This is a genomic window from Bifidobacterium sp. VU/mBH4 (B4) (assembly GCF_058199535.1).
Genome location: NZ_JBVPQJ010000005.1, coordinates 63,964 through 76,999 on the forward strand (window position 1 = coordinate 63,964; position 13,036 = coordinate 76,999).

Consider the following 13,036-nt stretch of genomic DNA (forward strand, 5'->3'; position numbering starts at 1 on the left):
CAGGTGGGGTAACGGTATGCTAGTAGGCGCATCAACTCCGTAGGAAAGGGTGAGCGTGGATTTCCAAGTCTGGCCGGAGGCCATCGAGCTCGGGCGCCTCTTCGCCGAGCAGGGATTTGAACTGGCGTTGGTAGGGGGTCCTGTACGCGATCTGCTCCTGCACCGGCCCTCCCACGACCTGGACTTCTGCACCTCGGCCCGGCCCGAGCAGTTCGAGCCCATCCTGCGTCACTGGGGGTCAGGCTTCTGGGACATGGGGCGCAAATTCGGCACCTTGGGCGCGCTGCGGCGGCGTCCTGACGGAACCGAGGTCAAGGTGGAGGTGACCACCTACCGGCGAGACACCTACGATCCCGACTCCCGCAAGCCCGAGGTGGACTATGGGGACAGCCTTGAGGGCGACCTTTCGCGGCGCGACTTCACCGTCAACGCCATGGCCCTGCGGGTGCCCGACCTGGTCTTTGTGGATCCCTACCGGGGGGCCAACGACCTGGCCAAGCAGGTGCTGCGGACCCCGGTGGACCCCCGTCAGTCCTTCGATGACGACCCCCTGCGGATGATGCGGGCCGTGCGGTTCGTGGCCCAGCTGGGATTCACTATCGCACCGGAGACAGCCGAGGCCATCACCCGCATGACCGATCGAATCAGCATCGTTTCGGCCGAGAGGATTCGCGACGAGCTGACCAAGCTCATGCTGTCCGACCACCCCGTCCAGGGCATCGAGGCCCTGGTGCAGTCCGGCCTGGCTGACATCGTTCTGCCCGAGGTCCCAGCCCTGCAGCTGGAGATCGACGAGCATCACCGGCACAAGGACGTCTTCGAGCACACCCTGATGGTGGTGGACCGGGCCATCGCCCTGGAGACCGGACCTGACGGACCTGTGCCCGCCCCGGACCTGACCCTGCGACTGGCCGCCCTGCTGCACGACATCGGCAAGCCCGCCACCAGACGCTTTGAGCCCGGTGGCAAGGTCAGCTTCCATCATCACGACGCGGTCGGGGCCCGGTTGGCCCGCAAGCGCCTCAAGGCCCTGCACTTCGACCACCACCTGATCGCCGATGTCTGCGACCTGATCTCCATGCACCTGCGTTTCCATGGCTATGTGGACGAGCGGTGGACCGATGCGGCCGTACGCCGCTACGCCCGGGAGACCGGTCCGCTTTATGAGCGGCTCAATCGCCTGACCCGGGCCGATGCGACCACCCGCAACAAGCGCAAGGCTCAGGTCTTCTCCTCCGCCATGGACGAGTTGGAGGACAGGGTGGCTCAACTGCGTCGGCAGGAGGATCTGGACGCCATTCGGCCCGACTTGAATGGACAACAGATCATGCAGATTCTGAACCTCAAGCCGGGACCGCAGGTGGGACGCGCCTATCAGCACATGCTGGACTACCGCCTGGATCAGGGCCCGGTCGACCAGCAGACAGCCGAGCAGGAGCTGCGGGACTGGTGGCAGAGCCAGAGCTAGGGCCAGGCCTGGTCCGCATTCTGCAGGTTCGGCTGCCGCCGGATTATATGTGGAAGATGTTTGCCTGGTCATCAGGTGCCAGGCTGGTATTGGCTGTGATTGTTGTGTGGCCCAGGCTGTTGCTTACTTGTGTGAAGTGATCATGCTGTCTGTCGTACGGGCCTGCTTTTGGCGGCTTTTGGCGGCTATGGCGGCTCCTGCAGTGAGAAGTCCTGTGGCGAGTAGAAGGAGCATGCCGTCGCCTCCGGTCAGGGGCAGGCTGGCGATGGGCAGGTACCGGTAGGTGTTGCCCTTGTCGGTTTCCTGCTGTTTGCCGTCCTGGGTCCAGTCGATGGCCACGGGCGTCAGCCCCGGCGTGTAAGGGGGAGTGGTCACCTTCCAGGTGCCGTCGGGGCTGGGCTTGAGGTCCTTGCCTGCGGCGAGGCACGTGCCCTGCTCCTGATTCTGTCCGAAGCATACGCTGGTGGTCTGCGGCTCTCCGGGGAAGCCGACCGGTCCCGGCCGGCTGGCCGGCCAGGCGTTGGAGGGGGCGCGCCCCAGCTGACCGTTGCCGTTGTTTCCCCAGGTGTAAAGCTGGCCGTCGGAGCCGATGGCTGCGGAATGATACCATCCCACGCCGGATTGTTTCCAGGCGAATCCCTTGGGCGCCCCCTGGGGCTTGCTGACCAGGGTCGGCGTCTGCCGGTCGGTGGTGGTGCCATCGCCCAGCTGGCCGCTGATGTTCCATCCCCAGGCGTACAGGTTCCCATCGGATCCGGAAGCTACAGAATCCCCGTCGCCTAGGCTGGCTTGTGCCCAAGTGAATCCATTGGGCTTCGCGATCTGAATTGGCGTCTGCCGATTGGTGGTGGTGCCGTCGCCCAGCTGGCTCTCGGAGTTTCTTCCCCAGGTGTACAGGCCGCCGTCGGAGCCGATGGCCGCGGAATGATGTTCGCCTAGGCTGGCTTGTGCCCAGGTGAATCCTTCTGGCGCTCCTTGGGGCTTGCCGATTTGCACTGGCATGTTCCGCTTGGTGGTGGTGCCGTCGCCTAGTTCGCCGTACTGGTTGTCTCCCCAAGTATAGAGGCCGCCGTCGGAGCCGATGGCCGCGGAATGCCAGCCGCCTAGGTTGACCTGTTTCCAGGTGAATCCTTCAGGTGCGCCTTGGGGCTTGCCTATCAGGACTGGCCTGTTCTGGTTGGTGGTGGTGCCGTTGCCGAGCTGACCGTACTCGTTGTACCCCCAAGTGTAGAGGTTGCCGTCGGAGCCGATGGCTGCGGAATGAAAGCCACCCAGGATGACCTGTTTCCAGGTGAATCCTTTGGGTGCCCCATCGGGCTTGCCTATCAGGACTGGCCTGTTCTGGTTGGTGGTGGTGCCGTTACCCAGCTGGCCACTGCCATTGTCTCCCCAGGCGTACAGGTTGCCGTCTGAGCCGATGGCTGCGGAATGCCAGCCGCCGAGGATGACCTGTTTCCAGGTGAACCCGTCCGCCGCCCCCTGAGGCTTGTCGACCAGGGTCGGCCTGCTCCGGCTGGTGTTGGTGCCGTCGCCCAGCTGTCCGTCGTCGTTGCCTCCCCAGGTGTAGAGGTTGCCGTCGGAGCCGATGGCTGCGGAATGGTTGTAGCCCAGTCTGATCTGGTTGAATCTGATGCCTCGCTGTGCGGGCGGAGTCAGGGTCACCTCGGTGCCGCCGGTCTCGGGCCCATGATCCGGGCTGATGGACCAGTGTTGCGTGTCCTCCCTGGTCCAGTGGGCGGTCAGGGTGGTGTCATGGGTGACTGACTGGCTGAAGTCGTAGGCGACATCGCCCTGGAACCAGCCGTCGAACAGGCAGCCTTCGGCCCTCGGGTCCGGGTAGGGGCGTTCCGCCTGCCCGTCCTGGGTGACGGACTGGCTGGGGGGCATGCCCGTGGGGGTGGGGCAGGAATCGTTTTTGGAATTGAAGCCGACTTGGTATTGGGGGGCGATGTATGTGTATTGCAGGTGATCGTCCGGCTGCGGCCCGTTCCGGCTCCAGCCGACCGTCACGTCCACGCCCCCGGGCTCATGCTTGGGCGTGGATACCTGCCAGGTGCCGTCTTGGTTGGCCGTGATCCCTGTGGCCTTGGCCTGGCCGAACAGGACGGTGGTGGGCGTGACGGCGCCGGGGAAGTTGACCATGCCCGGCCTATTCCAGCTGGTGGTGGTGCCGTTGCCCAGCTGGCCGTTGCCGTTGACTCCCCAGGTGTAGAGGTTGCCGTCCGAGCCGATCGCTGCGGTATGGTTGCATCCTGGGATCGTGTATTTCCAGGTGAACCCGGCGGGTGCGCCTTGGGGCTTGCTGACCAGGATTGGCCTGCCCCGGGTGGTGTTGGTGCCGTCGCCCAGCTGGCCGTTTTCGTTGCTTCCCCAGATGTAGAAGTTGCCGTCCGAGCCCAACGCCTCGGTATGCCAGTCGCCTAGGTTGACCTGTTTCCAGGTGAACCCGGCGGGTGCGCCTTGGGGCTTGCTGACCAGGGTCGGCGTGTGCCGGTCGGTGTTGGTGCCGTCGCCCAGCTGGGTTCTGTAGTTCTGCCCCCAGGTGTAGAGGTTGCCGTCCGAGCCGATTGCCGCGGAATGTTGCCAGCCTATGCTGACCTGTTTCCAGGTGAACCCGGCGGGTGCGCCTTGGGGCTTGTTGACCAGAGTGGGCGTGTGCCGGTCGGTGGTGGTGCCGTCGCCCAGCTGGCCGCTGAAGTTCCATCCCCAGGTGTAGAGGTTGCCGTCCGAGCCTATAGCTCCGGAATGATTGCAGCTAAGGCTGGCCTGTTTCCAGGTGAATCCTGCTGGCGTGCCTTGGGGCTTGTCGACCTTGATCGGCCTGGTCTGGTTGGTGGTGGTGCCGTTGCCCAGCTGCCCATACTGGTTGTTTCCCCAGATGTAGAGGTTGCCGTCCGAACCGAATGCTGCGGTACTCAAGTCGCCTAGGGTGAATTGTTTCCAGGTGAATCCTGCTGGCGTGCCTTGGGGCTTGTCGACCGGGGCCGGTGTGTTCCGCTTGGTGGTGGTGCCGTCGCCCAGCTGGCCGCGGCCGTTTTGGCCCCAGATGTAGAGGTTGCCGTCCGAACCGAATGCCGCAGAATGGTCCCAGCCTATACTGACTTCTTTCCAAATGAATTTTTCCGGCGTGCCCTTGGGCTTTTTGACTTGGACTGGTGTGGACCGGTTGGTGTTGGTGCCGTCGCCCAGCTCGCCAGCGCCATTGTCTCCCCAGGTGTAGAGGTTGCCGTCCGAGCTGATGGCCGCGGAATGAAGGCCGCCCATGCTGAGCTGGCTGAGTCTGATGCCGCGTTGCGCGGGCGGGGTGAGAGTGACCTTGGCGCCCCCGGCTATGGGCCCTTGGCTGGGGCTGATGGCCCAATGGCCGTCTCCCTTGGTCCAGTGGGCGGTGAGGGTGATGCTACCGGTGACGGGCTGGGTGAAGTCGTAGGCGACGTCGCCTTGGAACCAGCCGTCGAACAGATATCCGTCCCTGGTGGGGTCGGGGCTGGGCCGACTGGCCTGGCCCCCGTCGGGGATGGTCTGCCTGCCAACGCTGCCGCCGCCTGCCGTGTCGAAGCTGACCGTCCAGGCTGTGGAGGACCGGGCCTGGACGGCATCAGCATCGCCGGCAGTGTCGAGCGTGGGTGAGGAAGGCATCGGGGTCGTGTGGCTCAGGGGTGAGGACGTTGGCAGGGGTGAGGACGTTGGTGGGGAGGACGTTGGTGGGGAGGAGGACGGCGATACGGCCTGCGGGCTATCATCCCCCTGCTGTTTGTCCAGGGTGGTGGGCGTGGCTGCTTCGGATGGACTGCCGGTGCTCCCGGCCAAAGCGGGTGTGCAGGACAGGGCTAGGAGAAAGGCTAGGGCTGCTGCTGCCATGCCCGAACGCTGACGCATGATGAGTCGACCCCCTTCTTCGCAGAGCCTGCTACAGCATCCCCCGGACATCGCACTCAAAACTGTAGCAAAAAGCTGTACTAAGAAACTGTATCAAGTCCCCAAACACCCACGACCCCAAGGTGTTACACCTACTACCATACCATGCGCGCAAACGCCTCCGGTTGAAGGTTCTACAACAGCCGGGTCTGCGCTCCTGGGCGGGATGCCAGGCCGGCAACATTGCTGCGGTGTCAGGCCTTGGGAGCCTTGGGCAGGTTCTTCAGGGAGGAGGGGTCGGCCAGGCAGCCCTTGATGGCTTTGATGTTACGGCCTACGACAGAGGTGCTGTCCTCGTCGTTCAGATCGGTAAAGGTTGCCCCGATGACCACATCGATCAGATCGTCGCTGCGGTCGTCCATGACCAGAACGGCATCGTTGAATTGGGACCCCACCGTGTAGCCGCGATCAATGGCCGAGGCGCCAAAGCGTATCTGGGTACGCGCTGTCTCGGTCTTGCCCGGATAGTCCGCCACATCCTGCATGTTGAATCCCCGATTGCGCAGGGCCGACGCCAGGGCAGTGGCCAGACCGGACTTGTTGGTTCCGTTGAGCACCCGCACACGGATGTCGGGGTGGTTGACCAGCTTGGACTTGTCGGGCGGACAGGGCACGGCGACCCCATAGTTGGGCTTAGCGATGGTGGCGTGTTTGGCGGTATGCCCGATGGACCCGAAGATGATCAGACCACAGATGACCAGGATGACCACCAGGGCGCTGACGGCTATAGTGAAGACCATCTTCTGCCGCCGTCGTACGAACTGCCTGCGGGCCTCGCGTTCGTCGAGTGGTTCGGGATTCGTCATGTTGTCTACTCTACTGTCCATGGGTGACTCGCAGGGGGACCATCCTGGGCAGGACTGGCGAGTCAGCCTCAATGATCCTGTCCACGGCATTCTGCTCCCGCCAGAGTCTTATCAGCGTAGCCGCCTGGTCTAAGTGAGGAACCATAGCCACCACCGATGGGCCAGATCCTGAGACGAAAGCCGGCCCTGCCCCTGCCCGCCTGGCCAGATCCAGAGCCAGGAGCGAGCGTGGGTGAAGAGCACAGGCGGTTTTTTGCAGGTCGTTCAGGTCGCCGGGGCTGGGGCCGATTGCGTCGAAGGCCTTGTATACCTGGGCCGTGCTCAGCTGGTCTTCATAGGCGCCGATCAGCAGGCGGCCGGTCAGTCCGGCATTGCGCAAATTTCGAGCCTGCGCGCTTGTCGGATCCAAGGGCTCCAGAACCTGGCCGAAACCCGAGCCGTGGCTGAGGCCACCATGCAGGCAGAAGGGCAGGTCTGCACCCAGGCCGGCGGCGATCTCATCCAAATCAGCCGCGCCCAGCTCCAGCTTCCAGAGCCGGTTCAGGCCCAGCATGGTTCCGGCCGCATCCGTGGATCCCCCGGCCAGCCCGGCACCCACCGGTATCCGTTTAATGATGCGGATGGCCACATCCGGCTGGTGTCCGGTGGCCTGAGCCATGGCTAGAAGGGCCTTGACAGCCAGATTTGCATGGGGATCAGCGTCATTGTTGGCCAGATCGCCCAGATGCTCCCCCTCCATGTGCAGCCGGAAGCCACTGCCAGGCTCTCTTGGGCGCAGTTCCACTCTGTCCAGGATGCTTACGGCGCTGTAGATGGTGTCCAGGCGGTGACGGCCACCCCAATCCGCTCGGGCGGGTCCGACCCGCAGCAGCAGGTTGATCTTTGCCGGGCAGTCCAGGGCGATTCCCTCCCTGCCGACGGCCGGGCTCACGCGTCCACCTCGCGGCCAGCCCGCTCCAGGGCGGCGAATTCCGCAATGGTCATGGTCTCTCCGCGTCGGCTCGGATCGATGCCCGCCGCCTTGAAGGCCTCGGGGGACACCAGGCCTTTCAGGGCGGCATGCAGTGTCTTGCGGCGCTGGCCGAAAGCAGCGTCGATCAGAGTAAAAACCCGAATCCGGGTGTGCTCGTCCTCGCCGATGTGCCCTTCCTCGTTACGGACAAAGGAGACCAGGGCCGAGTCGACATTGGGAGCAGGCCAGAAGACGTGACGTCCGATCCTTCCCGCTTGGGTGGCACGGCCGTACCAGGCCAGTTTCAGGCTGGGGGTGCCGTAGACCTTGGAACCCGGGCCAGCCGTCAGACGGTCCGCCACCTCCTTCTGGACCATGACCAGGAACCGGCTCAGATTGGCGAACCGGGCCAGGAGGGTCAGGATGATCGGAGTGGCTACGTTGTAGGGCAGGTTGGCTACCAGGGTCAGGTCGGCGGTTCTGCCCGCGTCGCCTGCCAGCTGAGGGGTCAGGATCAGGGCATCCCGGTTGATCACGGTCAGCCGGTCCAGGGCTTCCGGCATGTGCTCGCTGACGGTCTGAGGCAGACGACGGGCCAATCCGGAGTCGATCTCGTCGGCAGTCACCAGGCAGCCCGCCTCCAGCAGCCCCAGGGTCAGGGATCCCAGACCTGGACCCACCTCCAAAACGGACTGACCGGGTTTCACCCCTGCCAGGCGGACGATCCTGCGGACAGTGCCTGGATCGATAACGAAGTTCTGGCCCAGACGCTTGGTGGGGTGGATGCCCGCTTGGTCGGCGATGCGTCGGATATCGGCGGCACCCAGAAGGCAGTCGCTCTCGCTTCTAGTGTTCATGTCGGTTCGCTGCTCGTGAATGTAGTAGGAGGTCAGTACCAGTTGTACTGCTCGGAATGGTGCCAGGCCGTGCTGGGGTTTCCGTATCGTTGGCCGATATACCAGAGGCCCCAGTCGATTTGGATGGCAGCATCGTCACGCCAGTTGGCACCGAATTGACTCATTTTAGAGCCCGGCAGGCTTTGGGGGATGCCGTAGGCACCGGAGAGGTTCTCGGCATCCCATTGCCATCCTGACTCCTTGTTCCAGAGTTTCACCAGGTCATCGAATTGCGAACCTGTCCACCCGCGCTGAGCAGCTGCGCCCGAGGCATAGGCTTGGGCTACGCCGGGTCCTGCATGCCAAAGGCCGCTTGGCGGTGGGCTTGGCGGTGGCGACGGGGCTGGTGTGTTTTCGGCCTGGCTCGGGGGATCCGGCTTGGTCGTTGCATTCGAGCCTGATGGCTGTGATGCCTGTGGCGGCGTGGTAGTGGTCTTTCCCGACTGCGCATCCTTGTTCGGCGAGGCGCTTGGCGAGGAGGTGTCCTTGGCGTGATCGGATCCCTTGTCCTTGGACTGCTGCCCGCTGTTCTGCCCCTCCTTTGGCTTGTCAGGGCCGACGGCCACCACCTGGTCCACTGGCATGGCCACAGTCTCTTCCTTGACGACCTGCTCCGATTCTGCCTGTCCGTCCACATAGGTGACCTGGATGGTCTGTAGACGCTGGCCGGCTACCCCCTCCTGTCGGATCTGGGTCTGGCCTGGCGCCAGGCTCGGGTCGACCACGGTACGTGTAGCAAAGGCCAGGGGGATGGTCTTCTGGGTGTTCCCGTGGGTGACCCGTCGGACACGCAGCACGGTTGCGCCTTGGTCGTGCTCCACGCTGACCCGGTCCTCCTTGCCCAGCACGATGCCCTTGGAGTCCAGGATGGAGGCAGCCGGAAGCTTGCCGTCAGGGGCCACCGAGGTCTTCCCGTCGGCCACGACCGTGACCGGCCCCGCCTGGTTGATGACCAGACCGCCGGTCAGCTGGTTATAGACGTTGCCTATGTCTACGGTGACCTTCATGGCCTGCTTGCGGTTCTCCTCGAAGAATCCCAGCAGCTGGTCCATGCTGGTGGCCGTGGTCCAGAAGGGCACCCGCTGGCCCTGGATGACGATGGTGGTCTGATAGGCGGAACGCACGGTGACTGCCGCATGGTTGCGCAGCTGGCCCCCGGAGCTGGAATCGACCAGGTCGTGGGTCTTGACCTTGATCCCCTGCTGGCGCAGCAGGCCGTCCACGCTGTAGGCGTAGGTGGTCACCGTTTTGGTCTGGCCGTTGACGCTTAACGCCACGCTCTTGCGGGCGGTGATGCCGAAGGTCAGGACCATGGCCAGAACGACCAGGAGTGCGCAGGAGGCCACGCGGATCCTTCTGAGCACGACGAAACGCCGCGGCGTCCAGCGTCTGGCCATGTGCTCGCCTCCCCGTTCCTGCCTTGTGCGTACCTGGCAATTCTAGCGGCGCGGGCATGGAGCCAAGCCAGACAATCAGCAAGGTCGGGCAAACATCCACATTTGTCACAGACGGGTGGCAACAAAAAAGCCGACTTGGCCGTCATCGGTCAGTCGGCTTTTCAAGACCCGGGCCCTGGGGCCGGCGGATCAACGTCAAGAGGACGGGAATGAAGGGGAATGATCCCGTCCTCGAATACGAACGGAGATGGTTGGGGAAAAAGCTCCGTTCGTACTTCGGAGAACGAGCCTCCGAAATGACTTACTCGAGGGAAGTATTTGTAATTATCCAGGTAATGTCCATCATTATAGCCTGCCCGGAGACAAAGCTGAATAGTCGAATTCGATGGTTCGTTCCTGGCGTAGAGCCTCCTGTCAGAGTCGAACTGACGACCTGCCGCTTACAAGGCGGCTGCTCTGGCCAACTGAGCTAAGGAGGCGGTCCCGGTGGTCCATTACAGCTCCGGGCCGCGGTACGGAATGATATCGTACCATCACCTTGCCCCCGAGGGGACGCTGGACGCGAAATTGCTCTCGATCTGCCCGGTTCAGTCCAGCGAGCGCGGTTGGCCGGAGGCGCCGATGGCGGGCATGGCGCCCTTGACGCCCACCTTGGACTGATCCAGGCCCAGAGCCTTGAGCAGGCCCGTGCGGTAGTCCAGACCTGCCTGGGACAGGTTGCCCAGCTCCCAGTAATTGCCGTTGATGCGGACCGTGGGCGTGGTCATCTGCCCCTTGTTGGATCCGGAGGGATTCCAGAGCTCCTTGCGCAGGGGGGTGTAGGTGTCCATGGCCTTGATCCAAGCCCGGTAGTGGCCCTTGACTGCCTGGTCGGCCACGTTGGGATCAACCCCGGCCTTGATGGCCTGTTGGCGGATCTTGTCGTTGCTGATGGGGTGGTAGTCGGACTCATCCGGCTGGAAATCCTTGGCGTAGAGATTGGCGATGAAGGGCAGCAAATGGTCGGGATCGTGTTGGGCCACGTAGATGGTAGCCGTGCCCGTCCTGGTCGAGTAGTTGTCGGTGGAGAGCCGGTCCATGAAGCTCATGGGATAGATGACCAGGTTGATCTGCCCGGCATCCACCAGACCGGTCAGGGTGGAGTCCAGCCCGCGATGCAGGGCGCCGCAGCCCGGGCACATGAAGTCCATGTAGATCTCCACGGTCGGAGCCTTGGCCACCGGTTTGTTGAGCCCTTGAGAGCTGATCAGAAAGCCGCCCTGGTCATTGGCGGCCGAGGGTTTTTCCTTGACCTTTGCGACGGCCTGACGAGCCTGCTCCAGGTCCTGGGTCTTGACCGGGCGATGGCTGCGCCAGTACAGGAATCCGCCCAGAGCGATCAGCGCGATGAGCACCACAGTGACGATGACGCCGATCATGGTCTGCTGGCGGCGCTCCTTGGCCTCCTGGAGCCGCCGGGCCTCTTCCTGGGCCTTGAGCGCGGCCTTGCGGTTCTGCTTGCCCTTGGACATGACCTGGATCCTTTCCTTGGCGTACTGAGCATAGTGTAGCCGCCAGGGGTGGAGCTCGATCTTAGGCGCGCAGGAGGTGGATGGGGGCCCAGTCCATGGAGGGCTGGGCGATCAGCCCGGCCAGGAGGACGGCAATGATCAGCAGCCAGATCAGGAGCAGGATCCACCTGCGGCGGGGGTTGCCCGGCGCCGTGGGATCCTGGCGGCCCATGGGGATGCGACCCGCCGCCAGCCGCAGGACCCTGTTGCCGCTGTTGGCTTTGGGGGCTGAGCGGTCCTGCGTGGGCAGAGTCGTCAACAGCCAGCCTGCCAGCGTCGCCAGGGCCATGGCCAGCCCGCCGGCGGACAGGGGCCTGGCTGCCGGCAGGGGGAGGGTCAACAGGTGTTCACCCAGGGTCAGGCCTGCGCGGACGGTGGTGAGGGCGCCCGCCCAGGTCAGCGGCAGAGCGACCAAAACCTGGACAAGGATCATGCCCGGCAGGCGCAGCAGGGCGGCCCCCAGGCCCTTGAGCAGGTGCCAGGGGAGGGCAGCTGCATTCAGCAGACGGTCGCTGCCCCGCCGAGGGCCGTCGCGGCGCAGCTCGCGTTCGATCTGGGCTTTGATGCTCCATCCGGCAGTGCTCAGGGCCCAGAGAAGGATTCCGGCGGTTGCCAGGGCCGAGACCGGAGCCAGTGCTGTCAGCAGGGCAGGAAACACTCCCAGCATGACCAGGCAGGGGGTTCCGGCCTTCAGGTAGCGCAGGCGTCGTATCTGGGCAGGGGGCTGGTCTCCCAGCCAGTGGGCGTTTGCGTCATTGCTGTAGCCGCTGGGCAGGGGCTGTGCCGGCGGAAGCGGATCCTGGACGGTAGTGGCTTGTAGATCTTGACGATCGGCTGCAGGCTGGAGATCCTGCCAGGTCTGCGTCTGCTCCTGCTGTTCCTGGGCTGCTGGAAGGGGATTCAAGAGGCTGGTGGGCTGTTCCGAGTCAGGCAGGAGGGTCGTCTGCTCATCGGCTTCGCCGTTTGTCAGAGGCTGTGACCAGGCCGTCCGTGGACTGTCTGGATTAGCCTGCGTAATAGGCGGCATGGGCATGGTGGCCGGCTCAACGACCATGGTGGGCGAGTCGGTCTGCTCCTCAGCCTCCGAAGAGCCGCCGCCAAAAGGGCGCATCGTCTCCTGGCTGCCCTTGCCGGGTTCCTGGTCGCCTTGCTCACCCTGCCAGGCCTGCGGATCCATGGCATCCCGGCTGATGGCCTCCAGAAGCTCCTCAGGCGTGCAACGCGCCCCCCGGTCGGGGGAGAGCGCCGAGCGCAGGGCTCTCATGGTGCCCACGGGCAGCCCAGACAGGTCAGCGTTGCCCGAGGCTTCCCGCTCCAGAACCGCCATCATGGGTTTGTCGCCGAAGACCGCCCGTCCGGTGGCCGCATAGGCCAGAACGGCGGCCGTGCTCCACCAGTCGGTTCCCTGATCGGCCTCGGCTCCGTCGATGATTTCCGGGGCGATGAAGCCGGGGGTTCCCATGACCAGCCCGGTCCGGGTCACATGGCTCTGCCCCTGGCCCATGGCGATGCCGAAGTCCACCAGCACCGGGCCCGAGACCGAAATCATCACATTGGTGGGTTTGATGTCCCGGTGGACGATGCCCGCCTGGTGGACGGCCGCGACGGCATCGGTCAGCTTCCGCGCCAGCCGTTCCAAGTCGTCGCCCCGATAGGGGCCGTTGACGGCCACGTCGTCGCGAAGATTGCGCCCCTCGATCAGTTCGGTGACGATGAATGCCAGGGCATCATCAAGCTCCATGTCCACGATCCGGCAGACGCCTGGATGACGGACCCGCTGCAGGGCCAGTGCCTCGCGTCGCAGGCGCTCGCGTGCCGAGGCGCGGTCACGTTCGTCAGAGCTGTCCGGTGACACCTGGCTCTCTTCTTCCAGGGACTCCCGCAGGATCTTCATGGCGTAGTCCTGGCCCCCGCCATCTCGTGCGCGCCAGACAGAGCCCATGGCACCACCGCCCAAGGGCTCAATCAGGGTGTAGCCCCCGACCAGCCGTCCCGGCTTCAGATCCAATCCCTCAAGATCGCTCATATCTCCATTGTGCTCCGACTGCT

8 protein-coding genes and 1 tRNA gene are annotated in these 13,036 nt (G+C 64.3%); 1 reads left to right on the forward strand and 8 read right to left on the reverse strand.

Annotation, left to right across the window (positions count from 1 at the left end):
- The first annotated feature begins 55 nt into the window (after positions 1-55).
- Positions 56-1,468 (forward strand): CCA tRNA nucleotidyltransferase, encoded by a 1,413-nt coding sequence (locus AC0AII_RS07020; RefSeq protein WP_490446622.1) that lies wholly within the window; start codon positions 56-58, stop codon positions 1,466-1,468.
- Positions 1,469-1,591: 123 nt separating this feature from the next.
- Here the strand turns inward: AC0AII_RS07020 and AC0AII_RS07025 are convergent, their stop codons facing one another.
- From AC0AII_RS07025 to AC0AII_RS07060, 8 genes are all read right to left on the reverse strand, one after another.
- A complete protein-coding gene (locus tag AC0AII_RS07025; protein ID WP_490446623.1) occupies positions 1,592-5,347 on the reverse strand; it encodes an RCC1 domain-containing protein in 3,756 nt (1,251 codons plus the stop codon).
- A 233-nt stretch (positions 5,348-5,580) separates the two neighbouring features.
- Complete coding sequence (locus AC0AII_RS07030) at positions 5,581-6,192, reverse strand: LytR C-terminal domain-containing protein (RefSeq protein WP_029676096.1); 612 nt, start codon at positions 6,190-6,192, stop codon at positions 5,581-5,583.
- 10 nt (positions 6,193-6,202) lie between these two features.
- Positions 6,203-7,123: a 4-(cytidine 5'-diphospho)-2-C-methyl-D-erythritol kinase gene (locus AC0AII_RS07035; RefSeq protein WP_490446624.1), complete on the reverse strand. Its 921-nt coding sequence runs from the start codon at positions 7,121-7,123 to the stop codon at positions 6,203-6,205.
- Entirely contained in the window at positions 7,120-8,001 is an 882-nt protein-coding gene (gene rsmA / locus AC0AII_RS07040) for a 16S rRNA (adenine(1518)-N(6)/adenine(1519)-N(6))-dimethyltransferase RsmA (RefSeq protein ID WP_490446625.1), read from the reverse strand. The genes AC0AII_RS07035 and rsmA overlap by 4 nt, the downstream gene beginning before the upstream one ends.
- 32 nt (positions 8,002-8,033) lie before the next feature.
- Positions 8,034-9,437, reverse strand: coding sequence for a resuscitation-promoting factor (locus tag AC0AII_RS07045; protein ID WP_490446626.1), 1,404 nt, complete (start codon positions 9,435-9,437; stop codon positions 8,034-8,036).
- A gap of 405 nt (positions 9,438-9,842) precedes the next feature.
- Positions 9,843-9,916, reverse strand: a tRNA-Thr gene (locus AC0AII_RS07050).
- A gap of 108 nt (positions 9,917-10,024) precedes the next feature.
- The gene (locus AC0AII_RS07055; protein ID WP_198199393.1) at positions 10,025-10,948 is read right to left on the reverse strand and encodes a DsbA family protein; all 924 of its coding nucleotides are present in this window, start codon (positions 10,946-10,948) and stop codon (positions 10,025-10,027) included.
- 61 nt (positions 10,949-11,009) lie between these two features.
- Positions 11,010-13,013: a serine/threonine-protein kinase gene (locus AC0AII_RS07060; RefSeq protein ID WP_490446627.1), complete on the reverse strand. Its 2,004-nt coding sequence runs from the start codon at positions 13,011-13,013 to the stop codon at positions 11,010-11,012.
- Positions 13,014-13,036: the final 23 nt, after the last annotated feature.